Source organism: Archangium sp. (assembly GCF_036277355.1).
In the GTDB taxonomy this organism is placed as follows: Bacteria; Myxococcota; Myxococcia; order Myxococcales; family Myxococcaceae; genus Archangium.
This window is the reverse complement of the sequence record NZ_DASUNC010000142.1, coordinates 125,880-140,767: the sequence shown is the minus strand read 5'-3', so window position 1 is coordinate 140,767 and position 14,888 is coordinate 125,880. Positions and strand designations below refer to the sequence as shown.

Genomic DNA, 14,888 nt, shown 5'->3' with positions numbered 1-14,888 from the left:
CCCGGGCCACGGCGCGCGCCGAGGGGTTGTCCTCCTGCGCCCAGCGGTGCAGCGGGCGGCCCTCCACGTACTCCATGACGAGTACCAGGAATTCGGGCCTGTCCTCCGGCCACTTCAGGTGGCCCACCAGCTTCACCACGTGGGCGAACGAGTGGCTCAGCAGGATGAAGAGCTCGCGCCAGCCCCAGTCCCCCACGTGCTCCAGGTGGATGAACTTGAGCGCGTACGCTCGCCCCTCTCGCCACGCCAGGTACACCCGGCCCTGGCCCCCGGCGCCCAGCTTGCGCTCGATGCGGTAGCCACCTACCACCCCGTCTGGAGGCAGCACTTCCTCCACCGGTTTGACTTTCATGGCACCCCTTCTCCGAGGACATGCACAGCGGACCGCGGAAGTCCGCTCATGTGCTTTACCTCCAGGGTGGGCAGGGTAGCAGACCCGGCAAGCGTCTCCGCGTGACCGGGGCGTCGGGTGACCCATGGTGTGCCGGGCCGTGGCATGTCGGGCTCACCCGAGGGGGAAAGGCCGTCTCCGAGGACTTCACTGGTAGACGTCTACCAGTCAAGACATACATGCACACCCTCTACCCCACACCCACCCACCTCACTGGTAGACGTCTACCACTGGGAGTTGGAGCCGTGGGGCCGGGAGGGCAACGGCCTTGGTCTACCCGACTCCACCTGAAGTCCGCTCGGAACCTTCTGGGTGAGAGACGCGAATCCACCCAGAAGCACGTCCTGCCTGATCGCACCTCCACCGCCGTGGCGACTGAAAACAAGCAGCTCCCGGAGCGGTAACTTCGACAGGCGCTCCACCCCCCCTCGAGTGGAAAATTCCTTCCCTGTCACGGACCTGTAACGCCCTGGTGACGGTGGGTTTCCGACGCGGGGACGAGGCGGTTGTCGGCTCGCGGACAGCCTCCCTCCGGGCACCCGGGTTGCACACCTCTCGCACGGACCGGGCGGGGAGGAGTGCATGGGCGAGCGGCGGAGGTTCGAGAAGGAAAGGCGGGGGCTCCTCGCCACGGTCCTCCTTTTGGGCATGCCGGCGTGGGCCGCGGAGCCCGCCCCGGAAGCGGAGGCGTGGCAGCCCGAGGCGGACGCGGCGGCCCAGCCCGAGGAGGTGGCCGCGCTGACTCCGGAGCTGGACACGCCCACGCCGGCCCAGGTGGAGGTCCCCCAGCCGGAGAAGAAGAAGGAGCCGAAGCCGAAGTGGGAGGAGCCGCTCTCGGAGGGCGGTGAGGGCACCGCGGCCAACGACGAGGAGCAGCGGGGACTGCGGGTCGTTCCCTTCGGGCGCGTCTTCGCCCGGGTGAGCGCGGACGAGCGCGAGCAGTACGCGCGCTCGCTCTCCATCGCCTCGGCGCGCGTGGGCCTGGCCGCGTCGCTGTCCCACGTGGAGGCGGAGGTGACGGCGGACCTGTCGTCCAAGTCGCTGCTCAAGGACGCCTTCGTGCGGGTGGCCGATGGGCAGAAGCGGCTGCGCCTCTACGGCGGCCAGTTCAAGGCGCCCTTCCTGGCGCGCGAGCTCGAGTCCGCGTGGCGGCTGCCGGTCATCCGCCGCGGGCTGGTGGCGGACTACCTGGAGGACACGCACCACCTGGGCGGCCGGCGGCTGGGCCTCATGGGCGAGGTGAGCCTCGAGGAGGCGTGGAAGCTGAAGGTGTCCGGCGGCGTCTTCCAGGGCACCAAGGACGACGACACGGGCATCCGCGCCAGCGAGGACGCCGCGCTGCGGGCCACCGTGCGTCCCTTCAAGGTCCTCACGCTCGGGGCGAGCTCCTACTTCGCGCAGTCCTTCGAGGGCGCGCGCACGTACGCGCTGGCGGGGGACGCGGTGCTGAAGCTGGGAGGTCTGGAGGTGACGGGCGAGTACGTCAACGGGCACCTGCCCACGGGGCCCTTCTCCGCGCAGATGGGGCTGGCCAGCTACACGCTGCCATTGGGGCTGGTGGAGGGCCTCGCGCTGCAGCCGGTGGCGGGCGCCGAGATGATGCAGCTGCTCGGCCCGCTGAAGGCCCGCGGCTACGCCTTCGTGGGCGGCTTCAACGTCCTCTACTCCGAGCACTTCAAGGCCCAGCTGCAGGCCGAGCACGCGCTGCGTCCCGGGGACACGGCCGCGGGCTTCGAGTACTCGCTGCAGCTGGCCACCCGCTTCTAGGAACGGAGAGAGACCATGCTCCAGTTCGCGGAAGGAGAAGTCACCAGGCTGCGCCGGGAGTTCAAGCTGGTGCTGGGCAGGACCGAGGCGCTCGCGCTGTGCTCGCGGCTGTCCTCGTCGCTGGGCGGCTACCTGTCGCCGCCCACGAGCATCACCTCCGTCTACTTCGACAAGCCGGGCTATCCGCTGGCACGGCGCTCGCTGGACACGCCGAACGACTGCCTCAAGGTGCGCACCAAGGAGTACTCGCCGGACGTGGGCGCCGGAGGCGTGCAGCGCGTGGTGCTGGAGGTGAAGCGCGAGCGCAACGGCCTCACCCAGAAGCGCCGGGTGTGGGTGCCGCGCGCGCAGCTGGGCCATGTGCTGCGGGGCGGCGTGCGGCTGCTGCCGCTCATCGCCGGAGGGAGCCTCATGCCGGTGCTGGCGGTGACGTACCGGCGGCACGTGTACCAGTGCTCGCAGGCGTGGCGGGTGACGGTGGACCGGGACATCGGCTTCCACGGCATTACGCCGGAGCTGGCGCTCTCCGAGACGACGCTGAGCGCGGAGCGGCTGGGTGAACCGCTGGCGCAAGACGAGCGGGTGGTCGTGGAAGTGAAGCACCTGGGGGAGGAGCTGCCCGAGTGGCTGGCGGCGCTCAACCCCGGGAGGAAGCCGGCGTACAGCAAGTTCGCCGAGGGGATGGCGAGGGTCCACGACTTCGTCGCGGACGGGATTCTGGGGGGCTGAGCAACCGTGTTCATCGACTTCGAAGGCATCGACGGCAGCGGCAAGACGACCCTGTCCAACCTCCTGGCCGAGCGCCTGAGGCGGCTGGGCTACCGGGTGGCGCACGCGCGCGAGGGAGGAGAGCTGCGCTCGCCCATCGCCCGGCGCATCCGCGAGCTCACCCGCGACTCGAAGCTGCTGGAGATGTCGCCGCGCACCGAGTTCTTCCTCAACCTCGCCCGCGACGCGCAGCAGCTCGAGGAGGTCATCGCCCCCGCGCTCGCCCGGGGCGAGGTGTGCATCAGCGACCGGTACCTGTACTCGCAGCTGGCGCTGAGCGGCGGCGGGCGCGGGTTGCCCGGCTCGGCGCTCGAGCCGGCGTGTGAGCTGGCCTCGCAGGGGCTGTGGCCGGATCTGGTCATCCTGGTGGACGTGGATCCGGAGCTGGCCCGGCTGCGCAAGCGCCTGGGGAAGAGCAAGGGCGAGCGGGTGCCGGACTCGGACAGCCGCAAGGGGCTGGCGGGCGCGGGCCTGGCGGTGCGGATGCGGGAGGCCTTCCTGGCGCAGGCGCGGAAGGATCCGGCGCGCTGGTTGATCATCGAGAACAATGATCAACCGCTGCACGTGCTGGAGCAGCGGCTGGTGGAGGCGGTGGTGGCGCGGCTGGAGGGCCGGGAGCTGCCGGCGCAGCGGATGACGCCGCCGAGCCCCACGCCGGTGCAGGTGCCGTCGACGGTGGACGAGGTGGAGGAGCACTTCTTCCGCGTGCTGGACGGGCTGGAGGTGCGCGAGCCGCAGCTGGCGGTGTGGCTGCTGGGCGGCATCCCCGGCTTCCCGGCGCACCAGCGGCGGCTGGGCTACGTGGAGCGCTTCCCGGGGCTGACGGTGCGCAGCCTCACGGGCCTGGACGACGAGCCGGCCCGGGCCCTGCGCGAGCTGCTGGCGGAGGTGGTGCCACAGGAGGTGGCCATGAGCCTGGGCTCCAACCCGTCCCCGCAGGCCATGGCCCTGCGCGAGCGCCTCTACGCCCACGCACCCGCGGACGTGCTCGGCGGCCTCAAGCACAACGACTCGCCCGAGGCGTGGGCCCTGCGCGAGCACGCGCTGCGCGAGGGGCGCCTGAGCGAGGTGCTCTGCGGACTGGCCGGGGTGGACGACGAGCCGGCCTGGGCGGCGCGGGAGCAGGGCGTGCGGCGGGGGCTGTACGCGGACGTGGCGCGCAGCCTCACCGGCCTGGACTCGGCCCGGGCGGACGCCCTGCGCGAGAGCCTGGTCGGCCATGACCGGCTGGCGGTGCTGCGCAGCGTGCAGGGCCTGGACACGCCCTTCGCCCGGCAGCTGCGCGTGGCGCTGGAGGACAAGGCCCTGAAGCTGGTGCTGCGCTCGCTGTCCGGGCTGTGCGGCGATGAGGCCTTCGCCCTGCGCGAGCGCGGCGCTCCGTTGACGAAGGAGGCCCTCGACTCACTGGACGGGTTGGATGATCCGCGCGCCTGGAGGCTGCGCGAGGCCTTCGTGTCCCGCTGGCCGGCCACGGTGGTGTCCTCGCTGGAGGGACTGCCACTGACGGAGCGGGCCGAAGCACTCGTGCTGCGCGCGCTGGAGCTGACCTCCAGCCGCCTGCCGGTGCTGCGCAACGCCTACCGCCTCGTGGCCGCCTCGCACCTGGCCGCGCACCCCTCGGAGCGCAGCTCGCAATGGAGGGCCGGGGATGACGCCCCTCGGCCGGCGCTCTGAATCGAAAGGACGGGCAATGGACGGGCTGTTCTCGGGATTCATCCAGCACGAAGCCACCTCCGGGGTGTCCCATCCCGGCGCGGGCGTGATGTTGCCCCGCCTGATGGCGGCGGTGCTCATCGGCACGGTGCTCGCGCTGAGGCCGTGGCGCCTGCTGACGCGCAAGGCGCTGCCCAAGGCGGAGATGATGCAGGCCCAGGTGCTGCTGTGCACCGCCGCCGCCGTCATCACCGCCGTCATCGGCGACAGCACGGCCAAGGCCTTTGGACTGGTGGGCCTGGGCAGCTTCGTGCGCTTCCGCTCGGGACTGAAGGACCCGCGTGACGCGGCCATCCTCTTCCTGATGATCGGCCTGGGCATGGCGTGCGGACACGGCAGCCTGGAGCTGGCCGGGGTGGGCACGGCCTTCGTCGCCGCGCTGCTGCTGGTGCTGGACTTCTTCGAGAAGGCGCCCGTGCTTCAGAAGCAGCGGGTGCTGGTGTCGGCCCAGGCGGATGACCTGGCGGGCGCGGAGGCGTGGCTGAGACAGCGGCTCGGCGAGCGCAACGTGCTGGTGCGCAGCTGCGCGCTGGACTTCGACGGGCGGCGGCTGGAGCTCGAGGTGGAGGAGAAGGAGCCGGGGATGATCGCGTCGGCGCTGAGCCGCCCGGCGGGCAGCCCGATCCGGGGACTGAGGTGGTCGGAGATGCCCTCGAACAAGGGGCTCTGGGAGGAGCGGGGATGAGGCGTTGGGGGTGGGCCGCACTGGTGGCGGCGATGTGTTGGGCGGGGTGCGGGGAAGGTGGAAGCCTGCCCACGGGAGACCAGGGGCCGCCGTCCACGACGAACCAGGATGGAACGGTGGACCTGCCGGACATTCCTCCCGGCACGGGCGGAGGGACGACGGACCCGGAGCAACCGGCCCCGTTCACGAGCCTCTGGCCGCTGACGGCGGGCTCCACGTGGACGTACCGCATCACGGATCCGGTGAAAGGCACCTTCGAGAAGCGGGTGGAGGTGCTGGGAGAGCAGGCGGTGCCGGAGACGAACATGCGGGCCATCGCGGTGCGCAGCACGCAGCCACACCTGGAGGAGCTGTCCTGGCAGCTCGAGGTGAACGGGGTGGTGGTACGCCTGCGCGAGGAGGACCGCAAGGGGGAGACCCTGGCGCGGGTGACGACCTGGAATCCCGCGACGGTGAAGGCCATCGCGACGGAGCGGCCGGTGGGTTGGCGCTACGACTCGGACATCCGGGAGCTGACGCGCCTGGGCGACGGCACGACGGAGGACAAGGACAAGACATACATCTGGCGCGTGGAGGCGGTGAACGAGACGGTGGTGACACCGGCGGGCACCTTCACGAATGTCATCCGCATCAAGCGCGAGCGTGGGGACAAGGACAACCAGGAGCGCACGTACTGGCTGGCGCCCGGCATCGGCAAGGTGAAGGAGGACGGCGAGCGGCTGGAGGAACTCGTGTCCTACGATGTGAAGAAGCCCTGAACAGACTTCATTGCATCAACGGGCAGGGGCGAAGGGGCGGATTGAGGCCAGCCCCTCCCCCTGCCTCGCTTCTCGCTGATCAAGATGATGATCTCGAACGCCAGCCCATCAACACGGTCTCGGCGTTCAAGTTCAAAGGCAAGGGCCCTTCCGCGGCAATCCGCTCGAGCACGGGTTCCGCACGCTCAGGAGCGAAATCGAGCGACTGGGACGCGGCCCAGGAGCGGACCGACATGTCGGGATGCTCGAGAAGCTCGAGCAATCTGCTTCGAGTATTGGGCCCCAGCACCAGCAAGTCGCGATGCACTTGCATGATGCGAGAATGCAGGCGATTCGCTTTCTTGTGATCGAACTCGCTCAACGCCACCCCATGAAGCTTCGCGAGTTCGATGTACTTGTCTATCAAGCTCCCCACGTCATCATGAGCCTCTCCCGAAACACGCTTCACGGAACGACTCCGAACCTGCGCAGCACGGAAATCCCATACTCCCGCTGCGCCTCATAAGACTGCTGCCTTATCCACTCGCGAACGGTCATGCTCCAGCCTTGCGGTTTCGAGGAGTACCAGGCGGATATCCTCGTGTGGATTGCCTCGTCCAGGGGAATGACGTTCTCCGTATTGTGCAGAGCTTCGGCCCCGAACCTCTCCGTGTTGTGTGGGTGTTTCTCGACGATGTGATGCCACTGCTTGCCCTTGCCCGCGGAGCCCATGACGTCCTTGAAGTCGTCGAAGGACTTGAATGCGCGATGCCCATTGGAGAGCAGCCTGCCCTGTCTGATGAGCCTGGAGCGCCCGCCTTTTCCATCCTGGGGCGCCATGGCAACGGCATTGGCTGGCAGCACGACGCGGATCGTGCCCTCGGGCACGGAGACGATGATCCGCTCAGCCCCGGTCGAAGCCTCCATCATCCGCATGCCAGTCGTGGTCTCGACCCTGCGCGCAGCCTGCCCAAAGCCCGGCAACTTCGGTCCTCTCGAGAGCAGAGCTGCCGTCTCGCCCAACGCCGCCGTGCCCAACAAGACAAGAATCCGCACGCTGTTGGGGCCGATGACCTTCCCGAACCGCGCGCCCGCCTCGCGGAGCTCCTCGAAGGTGGTGGCTTGGGCCGAGTCCTCCGCGAGTTGCACATAAGCCCGGAGCAAATCGAAGAACTCCCAACCGAGATAACCCCACATCATCATGGCGAACGCGGCGGCCACCCCCTTGGACACCGGCTCGGGCATCACCAGCAACGCCAACCAACCCGAGATGGCAACACTCACCGCCGTCCACAACTGCGTGGAGGAGAGCATGGCCCGCAGCTCCGCATCGCGTGCCTCCAGGGCTGGACCCACGGCCAATGCCAGGGCGATGCTGCGCTTGTCATCGGCTTGAAGGGAGGGCCCATCATCGAACAGCGTCAGGCAGTCGCCCGGACTGCCTCGCCGGTCGCAAAAGCGCCCGTACGCTCGCGCCAGTTCCGAATGCCACGCATCCCCGACCAGGGGTTCGGAAACCAGCGCCAGCCTCCGGCCCACGTACAACCGAGGGCAGTCCGTGACCACCCTCAGCGGCATGTCGAGCACCAGTTCCGTCAGGGCGCCACGGAACTGCGCATCAGACACCCGCACTGGCTCGAAATCCGTGGGCAGGTGGATGAAGACCGCTTCGCCCTCGATCGACTCCCCGTTCGCCAACTGTGCACGAACGCTCAAGGACTCCCGTGCTCGTCCAGGCGGTGTTCCCGTGGCACACGCGCTCAACAGCATCAGCACCGATAGAGCCAGCGCTCCCCCACGTACGTGGAACTGCTTGAACCTCCGTGGGACGGTCGAAGAAGGAGCCATGTCGTAGCCCATCAGTAAAACGGCCTTCTATCCCATTTCCACGAGCGTGAGAGATCCATCCCCGCCAAGCTCGACGACCCCTCGCCCACCCGCCGAGGGGCAGGCGGGCGGCCGTCGAGAATTGGATGGATGTCCAACGGTGGAGGGTTGCACTCCCCGTCCGAATGGCTCGGACAGGAGGCACCATGCACCGACTGTATTCCCTGGCGTTCGGCGCAGTGGCCGCGGCGCTCACCTTCTCCGCGAGCAGCGCCAGCGCAGCGAGCCTGACCCGCCAGCCCTACCTCCAGCGCGTGGGCCCGGACACCGCCACCATCGCCTTCCGGCTCGATGGCAACTGTGTCCCCGCCGTGCGCTATGGCACCCACGGCTCCACCGGCCAGTCCGCCCAGTCCGCGGACGCTGGCCGCAACCACGCCATCGTCCTCTCGGGCCTCCAGCCCGGCACCGAGTACACCTACCTCGTCGACGCCTGTGGCGCGCGCACCAACCCCGTGCGCTTCTCCACCGCTCCTGTCCCCGGCACCCGCGGCGTCCACTTCACCGCCGTGGGCGACTTCGGCATGAACAACGCCGATCAGCGCGCCGTGGCCAACGCCATGCTCGCCCGCGAGCCGGAGCTCTTCCTCATGCTCGGCGACAACGCCTACGAGTCGGGCACCGAGGCCGAGTTCCAGAACAACCTCTTCGTCCCCATGGCCCCCCTGCTCGCGCAGGTGCCCTCCGTCGCCGTCCCGGGCAACCACGAGTACGTCACCAACCGGGCCCAGCCCTACTTCGACAACCTCTACCTGCCCACCAGCTCCACCGGCGGCGAGCACTTCTACTCCTTCGACTGGGGCCACGTGCACTTCGTCGGCCTGGATGCCAACTGCGCCCTGGGCATGGCCTCGCAGGACCGCTGCTCGCTGGCCTCGCAGCGCAAGTGGCTGGAGCAGGACCTCGCCGCCAGTGACGCGCCCTGGAAGATCGTCTTCCTCCACTACCCGCCCTGGAGCAGCGGCGAGCACGGCTCGCAGCCCCTCATCCGCCGCGAGTTCTCCCCCCTCTTCGAGAAGTACGGGGTGGACCTCGTCCTCACCGGGCACGATCACCACTACGAGCGCAGCCAGCCCATGAAGGGCAACGCGGTGGGCCCCTCGGGCGAGCGCAACCCCACCTACCTCGTGGTGGGCGGCGGTGGCGCGTCCCTGCGCCCCTTCGCCACCAGCAAGCCCTCGTGGACCGTGGTGCGCAACGACCGGAACCACGGCTACCTCGACGTGAAGGTGGAGGAGGGCACCCTCTCCGCCCAGGTGCTGACGCCCTCGGGCCAGCTGATCGACAGCTTCTCCCTCACCAAGGACCTCCCGCCCGCCGCGGAGGCGCCTCCCGTGGTGACCGACCCCGCGTCGCCCCCCTCCACCGAGCAGCCGGGCACCATCACCCAGCCCACGACCCCCACCCCGGGCCCCGTCACCGGGAACCCCGGATTGCCCGGCGGCTCGGAGGACGTGGAGGGGTTGGACCCCAACGCCCCGGGCTGCTCGACCGGCCCGGCGATGGCGCTGCTCCCCGCGGGCATGCTGGTGCTCGCCGGGGCCCTGCGCCGCCGTCGCCGCCGCTAGCCGGCAGGCCGGGGGAGGGGGCGGAGGCGCCCTGGAAACGCGACGAAACGCCTCCACCCTTGTCATTGAGCGCCCGGGATGCGATTCGCTCGCCTGCCGACAGAGCAGGCCCGCATCCCGGGCCCCCCGGAGCTTTTCATGAAGAAGAACCCTCGCCCGCCCCCCCGGGCGCCCCAGTCCCGACGTCAGCCGCCCTCCTCCGAGTCCGAGGCGGCGCGCGCGGCCCGCCCCCTGCGCGAGGACCTCGTCCTCCAGGCCAGCCTCGAGGCCTACGGCTTCATCCGCCACGAGGGCCGCCTGGCCGACCGGGCCCTGGACTTCACCCTGCGCCACAAGCGCAACCTCTACTCCAACGAGCGCCGCGCCGTGGCCGAGCGGGTGTACGCCCTGCTGCGCCGCCAGCTCACGGTGGACTTCCTCCTCGAGCGCGCCCACCGCGGCTTCCCGCGCCTCGACAAGACGCGCCAGGACGTGCTGCGCCTGGCCACCTCGCGCATCCTCCACGGCGAGCCCATCGACGCGGTGGCCCGCACCTCCTCGCTGAATGGCTCGGACGCCGACGTGCTCGCCGCCCTCCCCGAGGCCGCCCGGGCGCTGGAGGCCCTGCCCCGCGACAAGCGCTTCCCCATCGCCGCCTCGCTGCCGGACTTCCTCGCCGCGCACTTCCGCGCCGTCTTCGGTAACGACGCCGAGCGCGCCGCCGAGGCCATGAACGAGCGCGCCCCCCTCACCGCCCGCGTCAACGGCTTCAAGGGCCCTCGCGAGCAGCTGCGCACGCTCCTGGAGCAGCAGGACGTGCAGTCCTCCCCCACCCCGCTGTCGCCGCTCGGCCTCATCCTCGACACGCGCACCAACGCCTTCTCGCTGGACGCCTTCCGCGACGGCTGGTTCGAGCTGCAGGACGAGGGCAGCCAGCTGCTCGGCATGCTGGTGGACGCGCCGCCCACGAAGGTGGTGGACGCGTGCGCGGGCGCCGGCGGCAAGACGCTGCAGCTCGCCGTGCAGATGAAGAACCGGGGCGATCTGCACGCGCTGGACGTGGAGGAGTGGCGGATTGACGAGCTGCGCAAGCGCGCGCGCCGGGCCGGGGTGCACAACGTGCGCACCCAGGTCATCCCCCCCGAGGGCCCCGAGGCCGACGCGGCCATCGCCCCCCTCCAGGGCAAGGCGGACCGGGTGCTGGTGGACGCGCCGTGCAGCGGCACGGGCACCTTCCGCCGCAAGCCGGATGCGCGCTACCGCCTCACGCCCGAGATGCTCGCGGACCACGTGGCGCGGCAGAAGCGGCTGCTGGAGCGCTTCTCCCAGATGGTGAAGCCGGGAGGCCGGCTCATCTACGGCACGTGCAGCGTGCTGCGCGAGGAGAACGAGCAGGTGGTGGAGGACTTCCTGGCCAGGCACCCGGACTACTCGGTGCGTCCGGTGGCCGAGCAGCTCGGGCCGGAGCTGGGCGCGAAGGTGGGCCCGGGGCCCTACCTGCGGCTCGCCCCGCACCTGCACGGCACGGATGGATTCTTCGGAGCCATCCTCGTGCGCGCGAAGTAGCCTGTAAGCCGGGGGGCGGCTGGGCCCGTCCCCTGGCGATGCTGTCCCCCTCTCGCCCCCTGGAGGGCCCGGAATGCCGGAAGCGGTCCACTATCGCGTCTCGATGCTCCGTCCGCACTCGCACCTCTTCGAGGTGGAGGCGACCTTCCCCGCGGGCCCGGAGGTGCTCGAGGCCCTGCTGCCGGTGTGGACTCCGGGCAGCTACCTGGTGCGCGAGTTCGCCCGGCACGTGCAGGACCTGAGTGCCATGGGCCCGGGAGGCGCGCCCCTCGCGGTGCGGCGCGTGGACAAGCGCACCTGGCGCGTCCAGGCCCGGGGGCACGCGGTGACGCTGCGCTACCGCGTCTACGCCAACGAGCTCACCGTGCGCACCAGCCACCTGGACGGCACCCACGGCTACTTCAACGGCGCCACCCTCTTCCTCTACACCGAGGCCACGCGCGGCCAGGAGCACCTCGTCACCGTGGATGCCCCCGCGGGCTGGAGGGCCTTCGCCGCGCTGGAGCGCCGGGGCGAGGCCTTCGTCGCGAGGGACTACGACGAGCTGGTGGACAGCCCCTTCGAGGTGGGGCCCCACACGCCGCACACCTTCACCGCCGCGGGCGTGCTGCACGAGGTGGTGGTGTGGGGAGACTCGGTGCCGGACGCGAGCCGGCTGTGCTCGGACCTGCAGCGCATCGTCGAGGCGCAGGCGAGGATGTATGGCGGCCTGCCCATGCGGCGCTACCTCTTCCTCGTCTACCTCACGGACAAGGGCCGCGGAGGGCTGGAGCACAAGGCGTCCACGTCGCTGCTCTTCCCGCGCGCGGGGCTGCAGAACGCGCGGGGCTGGGAGGACTTCCTCACGCTGGCGGCCCACGAGTACTTCCACCTGTGGAACATCAAGCGGGTGAAGCCGCGGGCGCTGGTGCCCTTCGACTACTCGCAGGAGAACTACACCTCGCTGCTGTGGGCCTTCGAGGGGGGCACGTCCTACTACGACAATGTCTTCGTGCTGCGCGCGGGGTTGATGAGCGACGGCCGCTACCTCACGCGCCTGGGCGAGACGCTCTCCGCGCTGCACGCCACGCCGGGCCGCAAGACGCAGACGCTGGCCGAGGCCTCGCTGGTGAGCTGGGTGAAGCACTACCGCCCGGACGAGCACTCGCCCAACAGCGCCATCTCCTACTACCTCAAGGGCGAGGTGGTGGCCGCGTTGCTGGACCTGGAGCTGCGCCGCGCCACGAACGACGCGCGGAGCCTGGATGATCTGATGCGGCTGCTGTGGCAGCGCTACGGCGACGAGTCCGGGGTGCCCGAGGACGGCGTGGAGGCGGCGGCCTCGGAGGTGGCGGGCAAGGACCTCGGCGCCTTCTTCGACCGGGCGGTGCGCGGCACGGAGGAGCTGGACTACTCCGTCTTCTGGCACGTGGGCCTGGAGGTGCGCTTCCGTCCGCGCGAGTCCTCGAGCGACAAGGGCGGCTCGCCTCCGCCGCGGGTGAAGGGCGAGCCCAAGCCGAAGGGCTGGCTGGGCGTCACCACCAAGGGCAGCGCCACCATCGCCACGGTGCTGGACGGCTCACCCGCGCAGGAGGCGGGGCTGTACGTGGACGACGAGCTGGTGGCGCTCGACGGCTGGCGGGTGGATGCGGCGGGGCTGCTGTCGCGTACCGAGGACAAGTCCCCGGGGGACACGGTGCGCCTCACGGTGTTCCGCCGGGACCGGCTGGTGGAGGTGCCGGTGACGCTCGGCCAGAAGCCCGCGGATGCCGTATGGCTGGCCCGGGTGGACAAGCCCACCGACGCGCAGAAGGCCGCCTATCAGGCCTGGCTGGGCGCCCCCTGGGAGGAGCCTGGCTAGCCCCCCACCGTACACCCCCGCCAGCCGACCGGATAGGCTCCCGCTCCAGAGGAGCGCCATGCCGCCCAGACGCCTCGCCCGCTGCAAACGCCACCCCACCGCCACCGCCGGCTGGCGCTGTACCGACTGTGCGGCCCCGCTCTGCCCCGAGTGCGTGGAAGCCCGGCGCATGCAGACGGTGGATCTCCTCTTCTGCCGCGCGTGCGGCGGCCGGGCCGACACGATCCTCCTGCACCGCTCGGAGCTGGCCTCCTTCCCGGAGCGGCTGCGCCAGGTGTGGCGCTATCCCTTCACCCGGCAAGGGCTGATGGTGGCGGCGGGGCTCGGAGCCGTCATGGCCGTCGTCGACTTCATGACGCAGATCACACTCATCGTGGCGCGGCTGGCCCCCGCGGCGATCGGCGCCGGCCTCTTCTGGGGTGCCTTCTTCTCCATCATGCGCGCCAGCGTGCGCGGCGAGAACGAGGTGCCCCTCCCGGACTACGGCGACGTCTTCAACGACTGGCTCCTCCCGGCGCTGCGCGGCCTGCTCGCCACCAGCGTGGTGTGGCTCACCTTCCTGCTCTACCTCGCGTTCGCCGGAGGCTGGGACGTCTCCCAGTACGTGGATCGCCTGCTGAGCGATTCGATGTTCTACATGACCGGCAGGTTCCACTCGCTCCCCACCGAGCGGCTCCTCGGAGATCCCCTCGCGTGGCTGCTGGGGCTCACCAGCCTCGCCTGGCTGCCCATGGCGCTGATGATGGCGGTGACGAGCAACAGCCTCCTGGACACGCTCAACCCGCTGCCGGCCGTGAGGGGCATGCTCCGCCTCGGACGGGACTACGCGGTGGCCGTGGTCACCCTGTTCGCCCTGGGCCTCGTCTACCTCGCCGTCCGCTCCGTCAGCTCCAGCCTGCGGGAGCTCCCCTTCGAGCTCGTCATCTCGCGCTGGCTCGCCCAGGTGCTCGAGTGCCTGGTCGTCTTCACGATGGCGCGGGTGCTCGGGCTGCTCATCCACACGCGCGGAGATGCCCTCGGGTACGGTGCGCCGAGCGACTACCTCACCCCGGTGCTGCCAGCGGAGGCCACGCCGAGGACCACGTTGCGCGTGGACCCCACCGCGCTCCAGGCCCCCAGCCCGGCGGAAGCCGCGGCCCCCTCCCCCGAGGCCCGGTTGCAGGAGCTCTCCACGGCGGTCCAGGCCCGCGACATCCCCCAGGCGCTCGCGCTCTACACCGCGCTGGGCTTCCTGCCGAAGGCCCGCATTCCTCCGGCGGTGCACCTCTTCGTCGGGCAGGCCTCGGCGGCGCAGGGGGACAACGCCCTGGCGGTGCGGGCGCTGGAGTCCGTGGCGGACTCGGCGCCGGAGGATCCGCTGGCCCCGCGCGCCCTCGTCCTGTTGGCCCGCGTGCTGGGCGAGCGCATGCAGGAGCAGACGCGCGCCGAGGACGTGTACCGGTACATCGTTGACCGGTACCCGGATACGGAGGCTTCCCGCTTCGCGCGGGGCCGTCTTCCGCCCACCAGCTGACATCCGGCGTTGCCGCTTGCAGGGGCCGTGCGCAATCCCTCCGCATGCTTCGGGCACGCCAACTGCTGCTTCTGCTGGGACTCGCGTCCCTCGTCTCGTGTGACGGGGGCCTGCGGGTGAACCGGCAGGGGGACCCCTGCACCGAGAAACTCATCACGCTGCGGGTGGAGGTGGTGAACGCACAGGGTACTCCGGTACCGGACGCCCTCGTCACGGCCACCCACGTGGTCACGGGTCGCACCATCACCGGGACGACGGGAGACCGGGGAGTCACCACGGCGGTGAACGAGGACATCGGCGAGGGCACGGTGCGGCTGACGGCCACCGCCGGCTCCAAGGTGAGCGCCCCGGCCGAGGTGGCCTGGACGTGCGACGAGTGCCACTGCCACCCCGAGCCCACCTCGGTACAGCTCCAGCTCAACCCGTAAGCCCCTCCGGGCGGCTGCTTCCTCACTCGGCGTTTGTCCCGCGCGT

13 protein-coding genes are annotated in these 14,888 nt (G+C 70.5%); 10 read left to right on the top strand and 3 right to left on the bottom strand.

Translation table 11 applies throughout. The annotated features are described in order from the left end of the window. The coding region (locus VFZ09_RS34995) for a protein kinase domain-containing protein (protein ID WP_414640780.1) at positions 1 to 352 on the bottom strand (352 nt) is incomplete at its 3' end. Positions 353 to 973: 621 nt separating this feature from the next. Here VFZ09_RS34995 and VFZ09_RS34990 point away from each other — a divergent pair. From VFZ09_RS34990 to VFZ09_RS34970, 5 genes are read left to right on the top strand one after another with little or no spacing between them, the layout of a single operon-like run. Continuing rightward, positions 974 to 2,158 (top strand): hypothetical protein, encoded by a 1,185-nt coding sequence (locus tag VFZ09_RS34990; RefSeq protein ID WP_329732089.1) that lies wholly within the window; start codon positions 974 to 976, stop codon positions 2,156 to 2,158. A gap of 15 nt (positions 2,159 to 2,173) precedes the next feature. Further along, positions 2,174 to 2,887: a VTC domain-containing protein gene (locus VFZ09_RS34985; protein WP_329732088.1), complete on the top strand. Its 714-nt coding sequence runs from the start codon at positions 2,174 to 2,176 to the stop codon at positions 2,885 to 2,887. A 6-nt stretch (positions 2,888 to 2,893) separates the two neighbouring features. Continuing rightward, positions 2,894 to 4,600 (top strand): dTMP kinase, encoded by a 1,707-nt coding sequence (gene tmk / locus VFZ09_RS34980; RefSeq protein WP_329732087.1) that lies wholly within the window; start codon positions 2,894 to 2,896, stop codon positions 4,598 to 4,600. Positions 4,601 to 4,616: 16 nt separating this feature from the next. Further along, positions 4,617 to 5,324, top strand: a complete 708-nt coding sequence (locus VFZ09_RS34975) for a DUF4956 domain-containing protein (RefSeq protein WP_329732086.1) — start codon at positions 4,617 to 4,619, stop codon at positions 5,322 to 5,324. Beyond that, positions 5,321 to 6,082, top strand: a complete 762-nt coding sequence (locus VFZ09_RS34970; RefSeq protein ID WP_329732085.1) for a hypothetical protein — start codon at positions 5,321 to 5,323, stop codon at positions 6,080 to 6,082. The genes VFZ09_RS34975 and VFZ09_RS34970 overlap by 4 nt, the downstream gene beginning before the upstream one ends. A gap of 79 nt (positions 6,083 to 6,161) precedes the next feature. Here the strand turns inward: VFZ09_RS34970 and VFZ09_RS34965 are convergent, their stop codons facing one another. Further along, positions 6,162 to 6,530: a DUF2019 domain-containing protein gene (locus tag VFZ09_RS34965; RefSeq protein WP_329732084.1), complete on the bottom strand. Its 369-nt coding sequence runs from the start codon at positions 6,528 to 6,530 to the stop codon at positions 6,162 to 6,164. Further along, positions 6,527 to 7,777: a hypothetical protein gene (locus tag VFZ09_RS34960; protein ID WP_329732083.1), complete on the bottom strand. Its 1,251-nt coding sequence runs from the start codon at positions 7,775 to 7,777 to the stop codon at positions 6,527 to 6,529. The genes VFZ09_RS34965 and VFZ09_RS34960 overlap by 4 nt, the downstream gene beginning before the upstream one ends. A 317-nt stretch (positions 7,778 to 8,094) precedes the next feature. Between VFZ09_RS34960 and VFZ09_RS34955 the strand changes: the two genes are divergently transcribed. From VFZ09_RS34955 to VFZ09_RS34935, 5 genes are all read left to right on the top strand, one after another. Then, positions 8,095 to 9,516, top strand: a complete 1,422-nt coding sequence (locus VFZ09_RS34955; protein ID WP_329732082.1) for a metallophosphoesterase family protein — start codon at positions 8,095 to 8,097, stop codon at positions 9,514 to 9,516. A gap of 138 nt (positions 9,517 to 9,654) precedes the next feature. Beyond that, entirely contained in the window at positions 9,655 to 11,061 is a 1,407-nt protein-coding gene (locus VFZ09_RS34950) for an RsmB/NOP family class I SAM-dependent RNA methyltransferase (protein WP_329732081.1), read from the top strand. A gap of 73 nt (positions 11,062 to 11,134) precedes the next feature. Continuing rightward, positions 11,135 to 12,901, top strand: a complete 1,767-nt coding sequence (locus tag VFZ09_RS34945; RefSeq protein ID WP_329732080.1) for a M61 family metallopeptidase — start codon at positions 11,135 to 11,137, stop codon at positions 12,899 to 12,901. A gap of 58 nt (positions 12,902 to 12,959) precedes the next feature. Beyond that, complete coding sequence (locus tag VFZ09_RS34940) at positions 12,960 to 14,414, top strand: B-box zinc finger protein (RefSeq protein WP_329732079.1); 1,455 nt, start codon at positions 12,960 to 12,962, stop codon at positions 14,412 to 14,414. Between the two features lie 44 nt (positions 14,415 to 14,458). After that, positions 14,459 to 14,842 (top strand): carboxypeptidase regulatory-like domain-containing protein, encoded by a 384-nt coding sequence (locus VFZ09_RS34935; RefSeq protein WP_329732078.1) that lies wholly within the window; start codon positions 14,459 to 14,461, stop codon positions 14,840 to 14,842. Positions 14,843 to 14,888: the final 46 nt, after the last annotated feature.

Coding starts and splice junctions, on each gene's coding strand:
- VFZ09_RS34985 (WP_329732088.1), top strand. CDS start 2,174: ATGCTCCAGTTCGCGGAAGGAGAAGTCACCAGGCTGCGCCGGGAGTTC.
- VFZ09_RS34945 (WP_329732080.1), top strand. CDS start 11,135: ATGCCGGAAGCGGTCCACTATCGCGTCTCGATGCTCCGTCCGCACTCG.
- VFZ09_RS34950 (WP_329732081.1), top strand. CDS start 9,655: ATGAAGAAGAACCCTCGCCCGCCCCCCCGGGCGCCCCAGTCCCGACGT.
- VFZ09_RS34990 (WP_329732089.1), top strand. CDS start 974: ATGGGCGAGCGGCGGAGGTTCGAGAAGGAAAGGCGGGGGCTCCTCGCC.
- VFZ09_RS34940 (WP_329732079.1), top strand. CDS start 12,960: ATGCCGCCCAGACGCCTCGCCCGCTGCAAACGCCACCCCACCGCCACC.
- VFZ09_RS34935 (WP_329732078.1), top strand. CDS start 14,459: ATGCTTCGGGCACGCCAACTGCTGCTTCTGCTGGGACTCGCGTCCCTC.
- VFZ09_RS34955 (WP_329732082.1), top strand. CDS start 8,095: ATGCACCGACTGTATTCCCTGGCGTTCGGCGCAGTGGCCGCGGCGCTC.
- VFZ09_RS34975 (WP_329732086.1), top strand. CDS start 4,617: ATGGACGGGCTGTTCTCGGGATTCATCCAGCACGAAGCCACCTCCGGG.
- VFZ09_RS34970 (WP_329732085.1), top strand. CDS start 5,321: ATGAGGCGTTGGGGGTGGGCCGCACTGGTGGCGGCGATGTGTTGGGCG.